Here is a 14,324-nt window from a genome sequence, read left to right as displayed (position 1 = left end):
TTCCAAGAAGAAACCATATACTTATCGCAGGAAGTATTGGCTTTATTTTTTATTGTACTCCTCCATAGAATACTTTTTAAGAAGAAGCTTGTAAGTTATAGTACCAAGAATTAAAGGAATTACAACAACTTGAATAATTGTAATGAAGGTCTTTACTATGTCAATAGGAATATACTTACCAACCATTAAAAGTAAATACCAAGGTGCAACAAGGGAACCTACAAATAAACTAAGTGCAGTTATTTTTACAGCTGCTGATACATTCCCTTTGTTTAACATTGTCCAAGAGATTGTCATACCACTGGTAGGTAGTAGTGATGCTATCGCAAGTCCCGCAAACATATCCATATTGTTTTTAAATAATGTAATTCCCATAAAGTATGCAATAACAGGTATAATTAAAAAGTTTATAAGTAGAGATAGCAGAACTAACTTTGAATGTGACAAGTCAAAGGCACTCTTATAATTAAACCCTACCATTGTTGGATAAATCATAAATACGGTAAATACCAAAATATAGCTTTTCATAAAATTTAAATCAACCTTTAATCCAGTTAGAAAACCAATCAACATTACAAGGGGTATAACCTTTACAAGATTTTTGATGGATAATAAAATATCTTTTTTAGCATATAAATTCCTCCCTTCAACGAATTTAATTATATTTATATTTGATTGAAATATCAAATACCGCATAGGGGTATATATAATTAATTATTATTTAATTTCTCTAAATATCTTAACCAATTACAATAAATCATATAATATTATGGCAAATGCCAACAACCTTAACTTGTTAAAAAATAATTAAATTGAAATAATAAGCATAATATTGTAATATTATAATATATAAATACAAGAAGGGGGTATAGGTATATACGTGAATAAGAAAATTCAAAAATTATCGGATAAGTTCAAAGCCTTATCTAATCCTATAAGGGTGTCAATTTTGCTTTGCTTGTTAAATGGACAATCAAATGTAACCAAAATTCAAGAATGTTTAAATATACCTCAATCAACTGTATCAAAGCATTTAGGAATATTAAAAAACGCAGGTGTAATTGAGGGAGAACGAAGTGGACTTGAGGTTATATACAGCATAGTAGATGATAATGTAAAAGGATAATTCTCTCATTAATAGGGGAATAACCGAAAATTTTGGAGGTGGTCCAATGAATAATTTTATTTTTGCTTTTCTTTCTCTTTTTTAGTGTGGTCAGCTCTAAGCTATCCACTTACAAGTCAAGAATTTATATTTGGTTTAGTACTATCCTTTTTCATTTCAGTTTTAATCCAATTTTACAATCAAAATGGTAAAAGATTTAAAATAAAATCCCTATATTATTTAACAAAATATTTTATAGTTTTTTTAATTGAGTTGGTTAAGGCCAACTTAAATATGGCAAGGATTGTTGTAACTCCTTCACTACCTATTTCACCAAAGATATATGAAGTAAAAACAGAATTAAAGTCCAATATAGCAAAGGCATTACTTGCAAATTCAATTACATTAACTCCAGGTACAATTTCTGTAGATTTAGATGAGGATGTAATGTATATACACGTAGTTGAAGGCACAAAGGTTGATGATGTAGAGGAACTTAAGGGACCCTTTGAAAAATTCTAAAGGAGGCATTTGAATAATGTTTTATATTCCAATAACACTTATCATTTTAGGAATGTTTCTTAGCGTACTTAGGTTAATAAAGGGTGATTCAATAGAAAGTAGAGTTGTAGCAATAGATGTTTTGACAACAATAACATCGGGTTTTATTGTCGTATTTGCTTTTTTACAGATAATGTTTTGCTATTAGATGTTGCTTTAATCTATGGTCTTCTATCCTTTGTTGGTGTTGTAGCTGTAGCACGTTATTTAGAGGGAGGAATATAGTATGCAATTTGTTGGCTGGTTTTTGTTTTAGTTGGGGCAACATTTTTATTCCTTGCTGGTCTTGGAATTTTAAGGATGCCAGATATTCTTAATCAATCACAGGCAGGAACAAAGGCTTCAACTCTTGGGATATTGGCATTACTTATAGGATTTGCATTTTTAAATACACAGGCAGCACCCAAACTTATACTTATGGGATTGTTTTTCTCTTTTCATCTCCTATAGCGTCCCATACAATCTGTAAAGCTGCACTTAGGAGAAATAAGGCAAAGTTTATATTAGAATCCAATCCCCTTTTGAAGGAGGGTGAGAAAAATGATTAATTTTGCAATTTTTGTAGCTGTGATTATGTTTTTAGGGGCAGTTTGGACTGTATTAACAAAGGATGTTTTTAGGGCAATAGTTATTTTTGGAATAGTATCATTAATGTCCTCAGTTATGTTTCTTTTAATGCAGGCACCTGATGTTGCCATAACAGAGGCTGCAATAGGTTCCGCTATAACAACAGCATTATTTATATTCACATATAAGAAAATGGAGGATAAGAGAGATGAAAGATGAGAAGTCTTTATTTTTAAATATAGTTACGCTTTTAATTCTTTCATTTATGGCCTTTTATATCTATAAGGTTTCGATTGATACAGGAAGTGGAATAAAGATAACAGACAATATTACTCCTAAGATGAGGGTGGCAGATAAATACTTGAAAAAGAATGTATTAGATGAAAAAAGCACATATGCTTTTGGACAAACTGCAGAAGATACATCTGCAAATATAGTTACCTCAGTTGTTGTAGACTATAGATTATTTGATACAACCCTTGAAGTTATAGTTCTTTTTGTAACTATCTTAGGGTTTGGTTTTGTTATACCAAAGGATAAAAGAAGTATAAAAAAACCATCTGTAATTTTATATAGATGGGCACCTATTCTTATGGTTTTAATGCTTATTATAGGTGGATATATGTTTATAAATGGGCATCTATCGCCAGGTGGAGGTTTTCCAGCCGGTGCGATTATATCAACTTCAATATTAATAGGAGTTTTATCAGGTAGAAAAACAGTAAAAAGTAAAACTTTAAAGGTTATTGAAGCAATTGCAGGCATATCAATATTTATTATAGGAATAGTATCCTTCTTTATTAAGGGCAATTTCTTTCAAAACTTTATAGTAGGCGATAGAATAGGAGATTTATTCTCAGGTGGTCTAATACCTGTATTTTACGGGCTTATAGCATTTAAAGTTGCTGCTGAATTGTCAAATATTTATTTTGAATTTTATGAGGAGTGTTGATTATGACTAAAGTTTTTATATTATCTTCACTATCATTAGTCTTTGTTGGACTTTATGGAGTTTTAACAAGAAAAAATATAGTTAAGATTTTAATAGCCCTTAACATAATAGAAACAGGAATTAATATGCTCTTAGTTGCCTTTGGATATATTGAGGGAGGCTTAACGCCAATCCTACAATCTGATTTAAGTATTGCAAATCTTGATAAAATGGTTGATCCAGTTCCGCAGGCATTGGTTTTAACTTCGATTGTAATAGGTCTTGGTACTACAGCCTTTGCATTAGCACTTGCTATAAGGTATAAAAACACACACAACTCAAATTTAATTACAGCAACTGATGAAGAGGGGTAAATATATGAACAGCGTTGTATTTTTAGTAGTTATCCCTCTAATTGCAGCATTTTTATCTCTTTTCTTAGAAACTAAAAACAAAATTATTATGTATTTAGTTACATTTTTTAATTTATTATTCACAATATTTATTTTTAAGAGTGGATGTATTCCATTTAATGTTGCAATAGGAGGATGGAAGGCACCCTATGGTATAAATTTCGTTGTAACTGATATAACAATTTATTTTTTATTACTTGTAAATACAGCAGCAGTAATTTCTATAACATTAGTTAAAGACATAAAAGAATATCAATTTTATTCCTTTTATTTTGTACTTTTAGCTGCTACAAATGGTATGGTTTTAACAGGAGATATGTTTAACTTTTACCTTTTTACTGAACTTTCAACCTTTGCTATTGCTGGACTTGTTGCCTATAAAAGAGATAGGCTATCAACAGGTGCAGCATTGAAGTTTTTAATTTTATCATCTACAGCTTCGCTTTTTAGTTTAGCTTCAATCGGACTAATATATAAAACCTTAGGAACTTTAAATTTTGCCGATATCGCAGTAAAATTGCCAAGCCTAAATCAAGCATCATTTAATTTAATATTAATATTATTTTTATCAAGTATGCTGGTTGAGCTTAAAATATTTCCATTTAACCTTTGGGTTGTTAAATCCTATGAAGGTTCAATTACCTCTGTAAATATGTTTACACACGGAATGCTTGGAACAGCTGGCATATATGGTGCAGTAAGAATTCTTCTTATAGTTTTTCCTAATATGTATAAAACAAACATTTCAACTATACTAATGATACTTTCATTTATGACAGTCATAATAGGTGAAGTTGGTGCACTTAAGGAAAAAATTTAGTAAAGATACTTGCTTTTTCTTCAATGGCTCAAATGGGAATATTTATGTTTGGAATAGCATTAGGAAGTTTTGAATCTATAAAGGGTGCACTTTATATTGTTATATCAAATTATCTTGCTAAATTAATAATGTTTATAGTAACAAAACAATATTGGAATGCAGTTAATAGCAAAAATTACGTTGATATGAAGGGATTAGGTAGAAAATATCCAATATATGCAATTTCCTTTACAATAGCAGCACTAAGTCTAATGGGAATGCCCTTCTTTGCAGGTTTTTGGGGAAAGTTTTCTATTATTTTAAGTGCTTTAGCACAAGGTAAATTACCGACAATAGGCTTAATAATAATATTGACTGCATCTATTGTTGAAGGTGTTTATTATTTAAGAATTTCCCACACATTTTTACAGATAAGGATGTGAATAGTGTGAATATTTCAAGGGTTTATTCTGTAGTTCCGTTCCTGTTGGCCCTATTAATTTTAGCAATAGGTATATATCCAAATTATATTGAACAAGTTTTATGGAATTTAATTGATGAAATAAAAAACGCACCTTATAAATATATAAACATAATTTTATCGTTAAAGTGAGGTTGAGATTATGATAGAACTGCTTTTAGTTCCTTTAATCACCACTCTTTTATTAGCATTTTTTATTAAAAATAAAGGAGTAACTTGGAGTATATTTTTAGCATCTAATGGTTTTATATTATATAAGCTCTACTCAATTTATGGAATGTGGGATTTAAGTTATAAAATTGATACAGCTTATGTAATCTTAGGAGCAAAGCTTACTTTAGGAGTTTCAAATAATCCAATAGGTTGGTATTTTGCATTTTTTCTGCAGTAATAACTTTAATTATATCAATATTTTCAATAGGATTTAATAAAAAATCAAAGGGAAATGTATCGGCTATTTGGATGCTTATTATATTTTCTAATTTGGGTATATTCTTTGCAAAGGATTGGGTAACCTTCTTTATGATGTGGGAGCTTATGGGATGGACAAGTTTCTTTGCTATTACAAATGGCAAGGATAAGGCACTTGATGGAGCAAAATATTACTTAGCATTATCGATATTTGGCGCGGCATTAATGCTTATTGCTATATCACTTTTAGGTATGTACACAGGTACCTTTGAAATACTTTCATCAGCCTATGGCTTACTTCAGATAATAAATTCTTCTAAAAAATTAGGAATAGGAATTCTGCTTCTATTTTTAACTTCCTTTTAATAAAATCAGCAGTATTTCCCTTCTATATGTGGCCGCAAAAGGTTTATGCTGAGGGACCAGAGGATTATATTACATTTATGTCTTCTGTAATGATAAAGTATGGGGTTTATCCAATGGCTGTATTTATTGTGCCAGTTGTAGGAAGTGCTAATCTTCCAAAGATATTAAATACTGCAAACATACTTGAATATACTTTAGGTTATCTTGGTGCAATAAGTGCTGTGCTTGGAACGTTGCTTGCAATATTCCAAACTGATATGAAAAAATTATTTGCTTATTCATCAGTTGCAAATATGGGATATATTTTGCTTGGATTTTCTTCAATGACTATAGTTGGATTTGAAGGTTCACTTTTTCACGTTGTAAACCATATGATTTTAAAGGCAGCTATATTTTTAACACTTGCTGCAGTTGTATTTAGAACTGGTGAAAGTGAGATGCATAAGCTTGGTGGATTAGTTTACAAAATGCCACTTACTTTTATGACGTTTTTATTAGGTATTATAGCAGCAGCTGGAATACCACCCCTTAATGGATTTGGTTCAAAGTGGATGATTATACAGGCACTTATGTCAAAGAAGATGGTGGTATTTGCAATAGCTATGATATTTGCATCAACAGGTGCATTTATGTACCTCTTTAGAGCTTTAGCTTCAATATTTTTAGGACAACTTCCTGATAGGTTTAAGGGCGTAAAGGAAGTACCACTTACTATGGCAGTTCCTATGTTTATTATGATGATTATTATGTTAGTAGCTGGTGTAGTACCAGGAGTTGTGATGAGACCACTTACATCAGTTTTGAAGGCAGCAGGTTACAATGTTGCGATAGCATCTTGGACAACACTTGAGGGAAGTTTAAAAATTCAGTTATAGATTTAAAAATAGTATTTTATATGTTTGTTGCAGGAGTTATAATATCAGCCCTAATGTATTTCTTTGGTAATAAATCTGAAAAGGTTCCTCAAAATGATAATTATACAGCAGGGGAATACCCAGAGGAATGGGGTGTAGATGCAGATAGGTTTAACTACTCATATGCCTTCTATCAGCCATTTAAAGAGATGTTTGAACCATTACTTAAAACCGTATCGTTAGATGATTTTTTGCAAATATAGGAAGAAATTTTGAATATGTAAGTTTAACAATTCAAGGACTGTTTAAAAAAGGAGAAAGTGCAGTACTTTTATTTAGCATAGGAGTTCTCCTATTAATATTAGGAGGGTTGATTATATGATGGCAGTTTTAAGAGTATTTTTATTTGGTATATTTGCAATATTTATTGGTCTACTGTTTATGGGAATTGGACGAAAGGTTATAGCAAGAATTCAACTAAGATATGGTCCACCTTTTTATCAGGCCTTTATTGATGTTGGAAAGTTGTTTTCAAGAAAATCCATAACACATAATTTTGTAATGGATTTAGGAATGGTTATGTCCCTCGGGGACTTTTAGCTACTATGCTGTTTGTTCCGATTGCAGGACACGTTGCAGTAAAAACAAGTACAAACTTAATAGTAATTATGTATTTAATGGCAATAGGATATCTTGGGATGGCAATGGCAGTTGCTGCAAGTGGTAACCCTAATGCCACAATAGGTGTGTCCCGTGCCTTAACAATGATGCTTGGATATGAAGTACCGTTTTTTACTGTTATTCTTGGGCTTATTATATTTAATGGAACTTCGTCACTTGAGTTAATTTCAAATGCACAGGCAGGTTCGATTTTAAATTGGAATATGATAAAGTTTCCTCTTGCTTTTATTGCAGCAGAAATTGCACTTCAAGCAATGATGGGAGAAAAGCCCTTTGATGCAATGATTGCACCTGCTGAAATAGCGTCAGGTCCAATGGTTGAATTAAGTGGTAAATATCTTGGACTTGCATTTTTAACACACGCAGTTGCAATATTTGTTGAAACTGCAATAATAGTAAACCTTTTTATGGGTGGAGCAAGCAATGTATTTACCTTTGTTTTAAAGCAGTTTGAGATTTATTTAATTACAGTGTTTATTGAGGCTGTATTCCCAAGATTTAAAATAGAACAAGCAGTTAAGTTTTTATGGACTGTTCCGATGGGGATTGCAGTTCTTCAATTATTTCTTATTCTATTATAGGGGTGCTTAGAATGCAGCAATTAAAGGAAGAAAAGAAGAGAAGTTGTATAGAGAATGTTATAGATTTTTTAGACAAAGGTCTATTTGGATGCTTCATTATTGTACAGGTTGTGGAGCGGTGGAGTTGCCACCATCGATGACATCCAGGTGGGATCTTGAAAGATTTGGAATAGGACCTATGGCTACACCAAGACAGGCCGATGTACTACTTGTAACAGGATATGTTTCTTTAAAAACTTTAAAGAGAATAATAAGAACCTATGAACAAATGCCTGAACCTAAATGGGTATTAGCCTTTGGTTCTTGTACTGTAAATGGAGGAATATATTGGGATTCATATAACACAATAACAAATTTAGCAGAGTATATACCTGTTGACATTACAGTATCAGGTTGTATGCCAAGACCTGAAGCAGTAATCGATGCACTTCAAGCTTTAATGAAGATGATTCAATCGGGAGAGGCAGGGGCTTATAAAAAGTACAAGGAAAATTATGAATACTATAAAGCAAATCAAGATAGGGTACTTAAAAAGACAGAACCTATATTAGGACAAACCCCTAAAAATGATTTGGAGGGAAAAAATGAAAATGCAAAAGAATGAAATTATAAAATTATTAGTTGATAGAGGATATAATGTTTTAGATTTATATCATAATCAAATAGCCCTTTTAGTAAATAAAGATACTCTTTTAAATGATATTGTTTTTTAAAAAGCATAGGATTTGACCATCTGTCCTTTATAACGGCAGTTGATTTTATAGAAGATGGAGAGTTTGAAGTTGTTTATCACCTTTGGTCATATAAACATAAAATTCATATATTAGTTAAAACAAGAGTTGAAAGGAATAATCCTAAGGTATCAACTGTAAACAGTCTTTGGGAACAAGCACAATTTTACGAACAAGAGGTACACGAATTCTTTGGTATTAAATTTGAGGGGAATAATGATTTATCACCTCTATTTTTGGAAAATTGGGTTGACATTCCACCGCTTAGAAAGGATTTTGATACCAGAGAATTTTCAATAAGGCTGTATGACGCAGAAGTAGATGGAGGTGATAGATAATGGATGCACCATCATATTCACTAAGTAAAATAGCTGAAAAAGATAATTTAGCAGTATATGAATTGTTCTTTGGCCCTAATCATCCAGGTATGCACGGGAATTTTGGATATGTATTAGAGATGATAGGAACTGAGATAGTTAAGGTAAGACCAAATGCAGGGCATCTTCATAGAGGATTTGAAAAATTAATGGAACAAAAACTATGGGTTCAAAACATAGCACTTGTTCCAAGAATATGTGTTGTTGACCCAGACCCGAATGAAGTTGCATACTGTACTGCAATAGAAAAGATTATGGGGGTTGATATACCAGATAGAGCAAAATTCATAAGGACTATAACCCTTGAAATGAGCAGATTAACTTCATTTTTAATGGGAATGGGGGCACTTGGAGCAGCACTTGGATTATATACACCAATGTATATTATGATGGCAGATAGAGATTTAGTTCTTGATTTGTTTGAATGGTTAACAGGAGCAAGAATATATCATATATTCAATATCCCAGGTGGAGTAAGAAACGACCTGCCAGAAGGTTGGATAGAGAGATTAATTGAGGTATTAGATCATCTTGAAAATAGACTAATAGAATACGATAAATTAGTTTTTGAAAATCCTATAATCCATAAAAGGTTGAAGGGCTTAGGTTATATATCAAAAGAAGAGGCTTTAAAAACAGGAATAACAGGCCCAAATCTTAGGGCTTCAGGTGCAGCATATGATGTTAGAGTAGATGACCCCTATGCAGCATATCCATATCTTGATGTAAAGGTTGTAACTCAAGAGGGTGGAGATGCCTTAACGCGTGCTGTTCAAGTTAGATTGGAATTTGAAGAGACAATAAAATTAATAAGACAAGCACTTAAGGAAATGCCTGAGGGTGATGTAAGATTAAATTTAGGCAATCTTTCTATGCTTAAGGTACCAAAGGGAGAAGCGTATGCAAAGGTTGAGTCTTCTAAAGGTGAGTTTGGATATTATGTTGTATCAGATGGAGGGATGAAACCATATAGAGTAGGTGTTAGGGGACCATCACTTCCAGCAGGACTGTTATATGCACAAAAACACCTGCCTAAGATGAAAATAGATGATGTTGCGGCTTGGATGGCATCACTCGCCATATGCCCACCAGATATAGACAAGTAGGAGGTGTTTTTATGGCATTAGGTGATAAAAGCGTTTATTCTCCACTTACAACTTTAAAAATCTATTTAGAAAGCCTGTAACAATAAAATATCCTAAACAGATATTAAGGGTATTTCCAAAGGAGGGAGTATCCCCTACCTATAGAGGTCTTCATACAAATGATTTAGAAAAATGCGTTGGATGTGCAGCGTGTAAAAGAATATGTCCATTTGATGCAATAAAGATGAAGGTAGTTGGAAAAAATGAGCAGGGAAGGGAAATTAAAAAGCCTGTTGTTGACTATGGTAGATGTAGTTTCTGTGCCTTCTGCGTTGATGTTTGTCCAACTAACTCTTTAAAGATGTCAAGGCATTACATCTATAAGATTAAGACAGTAATGTCAATGTCAGCAAAGGAAGAAGTAGAATATGTTAAGGAGAAGTTTAGGCTTATGCCAGACGAGACTTTAGGAGATGATATAGGATATAACACAGGAAAAAGCAAGAGAGTATTAGGATAATAAAGTAAGCCTCTCTATGTTTATTTAACATAGAGAGGTTCATTATTAATCATTTTATCATATTCCCTCATTATGTTTCTAAGAATATCATTGTTTACATTGTAGGCATAAGAATCAATATATGATATTGGAAGTACCTTTGGTGAAGTGCCGGTTAAAAAGCAAGCTTCAAATTCACTAATTTGACTTACTTTTATCTTATCTTCAACAACCTCAAATCCTAATTTATTAGCAATCTCTATAACTTTTATTCTTGTAATTCCAACTAAAACATCCTCTTTAGGTGCAGTATATAATTTGCTACCCTTTATAAAAAATATATTTGAACGACTTCCCTCTGTTATCTCATCAAAATTGTTTACAAGTATAGCCTCATATAGATTGTTTTCCTCAAGATGTTTATTTATTTTTTCCTTAATGTTGCATTTATAACCTTTGCATTAGGATTTTCTCTTATTGCCTTATATAGAGTTGTTTTAACTCCATCTTTATAAGCTTCATCTGAAGGATAAACAGATTTAATAAAAAACAAATAAATATCTGGATTATTAAAGTTGTTTACTATTATTTTCACATTATAATTTTGAATATCGTTTAGTTTTGCCAATTGTATAATCTGTTTTCCGATATTATCCACTTCAGCATAAAAGTCTACATTTAATAGTTTGGCAGAGTTATTTAATCTTTCAATATGGTCCTCTAAAAATACAGGCTTTCCATTGATTAATCTTATAACTTCATATATACTTGGAGATACTTCCTTGTATATGCTATCAAAATTATTAACCTCATATTCTTTTCCATTGTGCAAAAATATTTTAAAACAGCTTCTCCCATTTTAATCACCTCGTAAGATATTTTACACTAATATCATTATTATTGCAAAATAAGTTATATTTGGGATATGATATATGAAGAATATAGATAAAGGAGAGATAAAATGTACGATATAGTATTAACTACTGCCTTTGGAATAGAATCTGTTACAGCAAGTGAACTTAAAGCATTAGGTTATAATGATTATAAAGTTGAAAATGGAAAGGTTACATTGAAGGGAAACGATGAGGACATTGCAAAATTAAATATGTATCTAAGAACTGCAGACAGGGTATATATTAGGTTAAAAGAGTTTAGGGCAGAAACCTTTGAGGATCTTTTTCAAGGAACACTATCTATAAATTTTCCAGATTTTCTTCCTAAAAATGCAAAGATGCACGTTATAGGAAAATCCGTAAAATCAAAGCTTTTTAGCGTTTCAGACTGTCAGGCAATTGTTAAAAAGGCAGTCGTTGAATCAATGAAGAGAAAATATAAAACAGATTGGTTTAGTGAAGATGGGCCTACATATAAAATAGAGGTTGCACTTTTAAAGGATATTGCAACAATAAGTCTCGATACATCGGGTGTAGGACTACATAAAAGAGGATATAGAACTATGGCAGGAGAGGCACCTTTGAAGGAGACTTTAGCAGCAGCAATGGTTCTTTTAAGTAAGTGGACGCCAGATAGACAGTTAATTGATCCATTTTGCGGTTCAGGAACAATCCTAATTGAAGCTGCACTAATAGGTAAAAACATTGCACCTGGTTTAAATAGAAGTTTTGATGCAGAAAATTGGGCACATATAGATAGAAATATATGGAGTCAAATTAGGGAAAAGGCAAAGAGTGAAGTTAATGATTTAGAGTTTAAACTATTAGGTCAAGACATTGATGGAAAAGTATTAAAGGTTGCAAGGGAAAATATAAAAAGGGCAGGAGTTGAGGATTTAGTTTTTGTTCAAAAACTTCCTATGGAGGAGTTAAGTTCTAAGAAAAGGTATGGTTGTATTATTTGTAATCCTCCTTATGGTGAAAGAATAGGCGAGCTGAAACAGGTTGAAAAGTTATATAGAAAGATGGGAGAGGTATTTAGTAAATTAGATTCTTGGTCCTATTTTATATTAACAAACCACTTAGATTTTGAAAAATTGTTCGGAAAGAAGGCAGATAAAAATAGAAAACTCTATAACGGTAAGCTTCTTTGCTATCTATATCAATATTTTGGACCATTACCACCAAAAAGAATAGTAGATTAAAATTATCTTTATATAACAAATTATAAAAAAATTAATAATATAATTTTCGTTATTGAATGTATGAAGTTAAGCTGATATAATAGAAATTGCTTTTTTCTAAAATAAAAAATTAAGTTATGGAGTGAGTGAAGTGCCTGTAAGAATAGCAATTATTGGTGGTCCAAGATGTGGAAAAACAACACTTATTCAATATCTATATGCAGAAATGAAGATTATGGGATTAAATGTTGGATGTGCTACTGAATATTCAACAGAATATCTTAAGGACAAGGGAATGATTGAACACCTTGCAGAACAATATGGTATTTATCTTGGTCAAGCAAGATTAGAAAACGAGCTTGAAGTATTTGATTATGCAATTACAGACTATGCTACATTTTTACCATACATCTATGGAAGATTTATGCTTGGTAACAAGAAAAGAACAACAAAAGAAATTGAGATATTAAAGGATCTCTATGCCCTTGCAATAAGAGATCTTCCAAAGTATGATTACATCTTTTTCCTACCAAGAGAATTTGGATATGAAAGGGATGGAGTGAGATGGCAGGATGAAGAGACTGCTATTAAGGTAGATGAAGCAGTAAAGCATTTCTTAGATGCCGAAAATGTACCTTATATTACGTTAGATGGTTCAACAAAGGAAAGAGCTAAGAAGATATTTGAGATAATAGGACTATCTAAAAAAATAAAGAAGAAAAGGGTGCATAAAAGTTATAGCCAGCAGAGGTGGTTTCTGCTGGCTTTTTAAGTTATAAATGCTATCAGATATAAAACTTTTGATATTATAACTTTGTATCTAAATTTAGTATAATTAAATATAGGGGGTGATTTTATGATAAAGGCTCTTTTCACTTATGATTATGGCAGCGAGAAAATGAAGAGGATTGAGGATTTAGGGTATGAAATCTTGATACGAAATGAAAATACAGTAGTTTATGAGGATGAGTTTGATGATGTAGAGGTGCTTGTGTGCTATAATCCCTTCTTAACATTGGATATAAGCTTTATGAAAAAGCTCAAATGGATTCAGCTTTCAAGTATCGGAATAGATCAGATTCCAAAGGATATAGTTTTAGCAAGAAATATTATAGTTACAAACAATAAAGGTGGATACAGCATTCCTATGGGTGAATGGATAGTTTTAAAGATGCTTGAGATGATAAAAAACAGTCGAGAGTTTTATGAAAAACAAAAGGAGAGAAAATGGAAAATAGATACAAGTATTTTAGAACTATTTAACAAAACAGTTACTTTTATAGGAACAGGTACAATAGCACAGGAGGCTGCAAAAAGGTTAAGGGGGTTTGATGTAAAATTACTTGGAGTAAATACTAAAGGAAGGAAAGTTGATTATTTCGACGAGTGCTACAGTTTAAGTGAAATTAAAAGGTAGTAGCGATTTGTGATTTTGTTGTAGTTTCAGTGCCATTAACAAAGGAAACATACCATCTAATAGATAGTGCGTTAATAAATAGTATGAAGGATGGGGTTTATTTGGTGAATATTGCAAGGGAAGTGTAATTGATACAGATGCACTTATTTGTGCTGTAAAGGAAGGTAAGGTGAAAAAGGCTGCATTAGATGTTTTTGAAGAAGAACCTCTTCCACAAGACAGCCCTCTTTGGGATATTGAAAATATAATTATAACTCCCACAATTCTTGGGTTTCAGAAATGAGAAATGAAAGAAGATATAATATTATCTATGAAAATATGAAAAGATACGTTGATGGAAGAGAACTTCTAAATATTGTTGATATTATTAAAGGATATTAACCCCAAA

26 protein-coding genes and 2 pseudogenes are annotated in these 14,324 nt (G+C 31.8%); 25 read left to right on the top strand and 3 right to left on the bottom strand.

What is annotated here, in order from left to right; all coding sequences use genetic code 11:
* Nucleotides 1-42: 42 nt before the first annotated feature.
* Nucleotides 43-687 carry an arsenic resistance protein gene (locus PL321_RS01015; protein WP_273963175.1) on the bottom strand — a complete coding sequence of 215 codons (645 nt, stop codon included), beginning with the start codon at nucleotides 685-687 and terminating at the stop codon, nucleotides 43-45.
* A 193-nt stretch (nucleotides 688-880) separates the two neighbouring features.
* Between PL321_RS01015 and PL321_RS01010 the strand changes: the two genes are divergently transcribed.
* From PL321_RS01010 to PL321_RS00920, 22 genes and pseudogenes are all read left to right on the top strand, one after another.
* Nucleotides 881-1,126, top strand: a complete 246-nt coding sequence (locus tag PL321_RS01010; protein WP_273963174.1) for an ArsR/SmtB family transcription factor — start codon at nucleotides 881-883, stop codon at nucleotides 1,124-1,126.
* Between the two features lie 84 nt (nucleotides 1,127-1,210).
* Nucleotides 1,211-1,627, top strand: a complete 417-nt coding sequence (locus PL321_RS01005; RefSeq protein ID WP_273963173.1) for a Na+/H+ antiporter subunit E — start codon at nucleotides 1,211-1,213, stop codon at nucleotides 1,625-1,627.
* Nucleotides 1,628-1,643: 16 nt separating this feature from the next.
* Entirely contained in the window at nucleotides 1,644-1,814 is a 171-nt protein-coding gene (locus PL321_RS01000; protein ID WP_273963172.1) for a hypothetical protein, read from the top strand.
* The gene (locus tag PL321_RS20685; RefSeq protein ID WP_443110714.1) at nucleotides 1,805-1,891 is read left to right on the top strand and encodes a monovalent cation/H+ antiporter complex subunit F; all 87 of its coding nucleotides are present in this window, start codon (nucleotides 1,805-1,807) and stop codon (nucleotides 1,889-1,891) included. Before PL321_RS01000 ends, PL321_RS20685 begins: the two co-directional genes overlap by 10 nt.
* Nucleotides 1,892-1,966: 75 nt before the next feature.
* Entirely contained in the window at nucleotides 1,967-2,116 is a 150-nt protein-coding gene (locus PL321_RS20680; protein WP_443110682.1) for a monovalent cation/H(+) antiporter subunit G, read from the top strand.
* A 90-nt stretch (nucleotides 2,117-2,206) separates the two neighbouring features.
* Nucleotides 2,207-2,452: a Na(+)/H(+) antiporter subunit B gene (locus PL321_RS00995; RefSeq protein ID WP_273963171.1), complete on the top strand. Its 246-nt coding sequence runs from the start codon at nucleotides 2,207-2,209 to the stop codon at nucleotides 2,450-2,452.
* Nucleotides 2,442-3,185, top strand: a complete 744-nt coding sequence (locus tag PL321_RS00990) for an MnhB domain-containing protein (protein WP_273963170.1) — start codon at nucleotides 2,442-2,444, stop codon at nucleotides 3,183-3,185. Before PL321_RS00995 ends, PL321_RS00990 begins: the two co-directional genes overlap by 11 nt.
* Nucleotides 3,186-3,187: 2 nt before the next feature.
* Nucleotides 3,188-3,538 carry a sodium:proton antiporter gene (locus PL321_RS00985; protein WP_273963169.1) on the top strand — a complete coding sequence of 117 codons (351 nt, stop codon included), beginning with the start codon at nucleotides 3,188-3,190 and terminating at the stop codon, nucleotides 3,536-3,538.
* A gap of 4 nt (nucleotides 3,539-3,542) precedes the next feature.
* The gene (locus tag PL321_RS00980) at nucleotides 3,543-4,397 is read left to right on the top strand and encodes a complex I subunit 5 family protein (protein ID WP_273963168.1); all 855 of its coding nucleotides are present in this window, start codon (nucleotides 3,543-3,545) and stop codon (nucleotides 4,395-4,397) included.
* 23 nt (nucleotides 4,398-4,420) lie between these two features.
* The gene (locus PL321_RS00975; RefSeq protein WP_273963167.1) at nucleotides 4,421-4,819 is read left to right on the top strand and encodes a proton-conducting transporter transmembrane domain-containing protein; all 399 of its coding nucleotides are present in this window, start codon (nucleotides 4,421-4,423) and stop codon (nucleotides 4,817-4,819) included.
* 5 nt (nucleotides 4,820-4,824) lie between these two features.
* Nucleotides 4,825-4,989 carry a hypothetical protein gene (locus tag PL321_RS00970; RefSeq protein ID WP_273963166.1) on the top strand — a complete coding sequence of 55 codons (165 nt, stop codon included), beginning with the start codon at nucleotides 4,825-4,827 and terminating at the stop codon, nucleotides 4,987-4,989.
* Between the two features lie 10 nt (nucleotides 4,990-4,999).
* Nucleotides 5,000-5,248, top strand: coding sequence for a hypothetical protein (locus PL321_RS00965; protein ID WP_273963165.1), 249 nt, complete (start codon nucleotides 5,000-5,002; stop codon nucleotides 5,246-5,248).
* A gap of 71 nt (nucleotides 5,249-5,319) precedes the next feature.
* A complete protein-coding gene (locus tag PL321_RS00960; RefSeq protein ID WP_273963164.1) occupies nucleotides 5,320-5,634 on the top strand; it encodes a proton-conducting transporter transmembrane domain-containing protein in 315 nt (104 codons plus the stop codon).
* A gap of 26 nt (nucleotides 5,635-5,660) precedes the next feature.
* Entirely contained in the window at nucleotides 5,661-6,509 is an 849-nt protein-coding gene (locus tag PL321_RS00955; protein ID WP_273963163.1) for a proton-conducting transporter transmembrane domain-containing protein, read from the top strand.
* A gap of 20 nt (nucleotides 6,510-6,529) precedes the next feature.
* The gene (locus tag PL321_RS00950; protein ID WP_273963161.1) at nucleotides 6,530-6,751 is read left to right on the top strand and encodes a hypothetical protein; all 222 of its coding nucleotides are present in this window, start codon (nucleotides 6,530-6,532) and stop codon (nucleotides 6,749-6,751) included.
* A gap of 115 nt (nucleotides 6,752-6,866) precedes the next feature.
* Nucleotides 6,867-7,088: an NADH-quinone oxidoreductase subunit H gene (locus PL321_RS00945; protein ID WP_273963160.1), complete on the top strand. Its 222-nt coding sequence runs from the start codon at nucleotides 6,867-6,869 to the stop codon at nucleotides 7,086-7,088.
* Between the two features lie 5 nt (nucleotides 7,089-7,093).
* Nucleotides 7,094-7,750 carry a complex I subunit 1 family protein gene (locus PL321_RS00940; protein ID WP_273963159.1) on the top strand — a complete coding sequence of 219 codons (657 nt, stop codon included), beginning with the start codon at nucleotides 7,094-7,096 and terminating at the stop codon, nucleotides 7,748-7,750.
* A gap of 43 nt (nucleotides 7,751-7,793) precedes the next feature.
* A complete protein-coding gene (nuoB, locus tag PL321_RS00935) occupies nucleotides 7,794-8,354 on the top strand; it encodes an NADH-quinone oxidoreductase subunit NuoB (RefSeq protein ID WP_273963158.1) in 561 nt (186 codons plus the stop codon).
* Complete coding sequence (locus PL321_RS00930; RefSeq protein ID WP_273963157.1) at nucleotides 8,335-8,463, top strand: hypothetical protein; 129 nt, start codon at nucleotides 8,335-8,337, stop codon at nucleotides 8,461-8,463. The genes nuoB and PL321_RS00930 overlap by 20 nt, the downstream gene beginning before the upstream one ends.
* A 5-nt stretch (nucleotides 8,464-8,468) precedes the next feature.
* Nucleotides 8,469-8,711, top strand: a pseudogene (locus PL321_RS20675) (NADH-quinone oxidoreductase subunit C); the annotation flags it as partial.
* Nucleotides 8,712-8,818: 107 nt separating this feature from the next.
* The gene (locus PL321_RS00925) at nucleotides 8,819-9,964 is read left to right on the top strand and encodes an NADH-quinone oxidoreductase subunit D (protein WP_273963156.1); all 1,146 of its coding nucleotides are present in this window, start codon (nucleotides 8,819-8,821) and stop codon (nucleotides 9,962-9,964) included.
* A gap of 82 nt (nucleotides 9,965-10,046) precedes the next feature.
* Nucleotides 10,047-10,463: a 4Fe-4S binding protein gene (locus PL321_RS00920; protein WP_337961023.1), complete on the top strand. Its 417-nt coding sequence runs from the start codon at nucleotides 10,047-10,049 to the stop codon at nucleotides 10,461-10,463.
* A 20-nt stretch (nucleotides 10,464-10,483) separates the two neighbouring features.
* Here the strand turns inward: PL321_RS00920 and PL321_RS20670 are convergent, their stop codons facing one another.
* Nucleotides 10,484-10,831, bottom strand: a complete 348-nt coding sequence (locus PL321_RS20670) for an aminotransferase class IV (RefSeq protein ID WP_443110713.1) — start codon at nucleotides 10,829-10,831, stop codon at nucleotides 10,484-10,486.
* A 35-nt stretch (nucleotides 10,832-10,866) separates the two neighbouring features.
* Nucleotides 10,867-11,274 (bottom strand): aminotransferase class IV, encoded by a 408-nt coding sequence (locus PL321_RS00915; RefSeq protein WP_273963155.1) that lies wholly within the window; start codon nucleotides 11,272-11,274, stop codon nucleotides 10,867-10,869.
* 129 nt (nucleotides 11,275-11,403) lie between these two features.
* Here PL321_RS00915 and PL321_RS00910 point away from each other — a divergent pair, with 129 nt between their 5' ends.
* The 3 genes and pseudogenes from PL321_RS00910 (at nucleotide 11,404) to PL321_RS00900 (ending at nucleotide 14,317) form a co-directional block, all read left to right on the top strand.
* Nucleotides 11,404-12,540, top strand: a complete 1,137-nt coding sequence (locus tag PL321_RS00910; RefSeq protein ID WP_273963154.1) for a THUMP domain-containing class I SAM-dependent RNA methyltransferase — start codon at nucleotides 11,404-11,406, stop codon at nucleotides 12,538-12,540.
* A gap of 130 nt (nucleotides 12,541-12,670) precedes the next feature.
* Nucleotides 12,671-13,291, top strand: coding sequence for an ATP-binding protein (locus PL321_RS00905; protein ID WP_273963153.1), 621 nt, complete (start codon nucleotides 12,671-12,673; stop codon nucleotides 13,289-13,291).
* A gap of 84 nt (nucleotides 13,292-13,375) precedes the next feature.
* Nucleotides 13,376-14,317, top strand: a pseudogene (locus PL321_RS00900) (phosphoglycerate dehydrogenase).
* The last annotated feature ends 7 nt before the right edge of the window (nucleotides 14,318-14,324 follow it).

It is taken from the genome of Caloramator sp. mosi_1 (assembly GCF_028622835.1).
Lineage (GTDB): Bacteria > Bacillota > Clostridia > Clostridiales > Caloramatoraceae > Thermobrachium.
This window is presented reverse-complemented; position numbering and strand designations above follow the sequence as displayed.

What these genes read in the sequence shown, in the direction of transcription:
- PL321_RS01000 (WP_273963172.1), top strand. Translation starts at nt 1,644, where the DNA reads ATGTTTTATATTCCAATAACACTTATCATTTTAGGAATGTTTCTTAGC.
- PL321_RS20680 (WP_443110682.1), top strand. Translation starts at nt 1,967, where the DNA reads ATGCCAGATATTCTTAATCAATCACAGGCAGGAACAAAGGCTTCAACT.
- PL321_RS00995 (WP_273963171.1), top strand. Translation starts at nt 2,207, where the DNA reads ATGATTAATTTTGCAATTTTTGTAGCTGTGATTATGTTTTTAGGGGCA.
- PL321_RS00990 (WP_273963170.1), top strand. Translation starts at nt 2,442, where the DNA reads ATGAAAGATGAGAAGTCTTTATTTTTAAATATAGTTACGCTTTTAATT.
- PL321_RS00985 (WP_273963169.1), top strand. Translation starts at nt 3,188, where the DNA reads ATGACTAAAGTTTTTATATTATCTTCACTATCATTAGTCTTTGTTGGA.
- PL321_RS00980 (WP_273963168.1), top strand. Translation starts at nt 3,543, where the DNA reads ATGAACAGCGTTGTATTTTTAGTAGTTATCCCTCTAATTGCAGCATTT.
- PL321_RS00975 (WP_273963167.1), top strand. Translation starts at nt 4,421, where the DNA reads ATGGCTCAAATGGGAATATTTATGTTTGGAATAGCATTAGGAAGTTTT.
- PL321_RS00965 (WP_273963165.1), top strand. Translation starts at nt 5,000, where the DNA reads ATGATAGAACTGCTTTTAGTTCCTTTAATCACCACTCTTTTATTAGCA.
- PL321_RS00960 (WP_273963164.1), top strand. Translation starts at nt 5,320, where the DNA reads ATGCTTATTATATTTTCTAATTTGGGTATATTCTTTGCAAAGGATTGG.
- PL321_RS00955 (WP_273963163.1), top strand. Translation starts at nt 5,661, where the DNA reads ATGTGGCCGCAAAAGGTTTATGCTGAGGGACCAGAGGATTATATTACA.
- PL321_RS00950 (WP_273963161.1), top strand. Translation starts at nt 6,530, where the DNA reads ATGTTTGTTGCAGGAGTTATAATATCAGCCCTAATGTATTTCTTTGGT.
- PL321_RS00945 (WP_273963160.1), top strand. Translation starts at nt 6,867, where the DNA reads ATGATGGCAGTTTTAAGAGTATTTTTATTTGGTATATTTGCAATATTT.
- PL321_RS00940 (WP_273963159.1), top strand. Translation starts at nt 7,094, where the DNA reads ATGCTGTTTGTTCCGATTGCAGGACACGTTGCAGTAAAAACAAGTACA.
- PL321_RS00930 (WP_273963157.1), top strand. Translation starts at nt 8,335, where the DNA reads ATGAAAATGCAAAAGAATGAAATTATAAAATTATTAGTTGATAGAGGA.
- PL321_RS00925 (WP_273963156.1), top strand. Translation starts at nt 8,819, where the DNA reads ATGGATGCACCATCATATTCACTAAGTAAAATAGCTGAAAAAGATAAT.
- PL321_RS00910 (WP_273963154.1), top strand. Translation starts at nt 11,404, where the DNA reads ATGTACGATATAGTATTAACTACTGCCTTTGGAATAGAATCTGTTACA.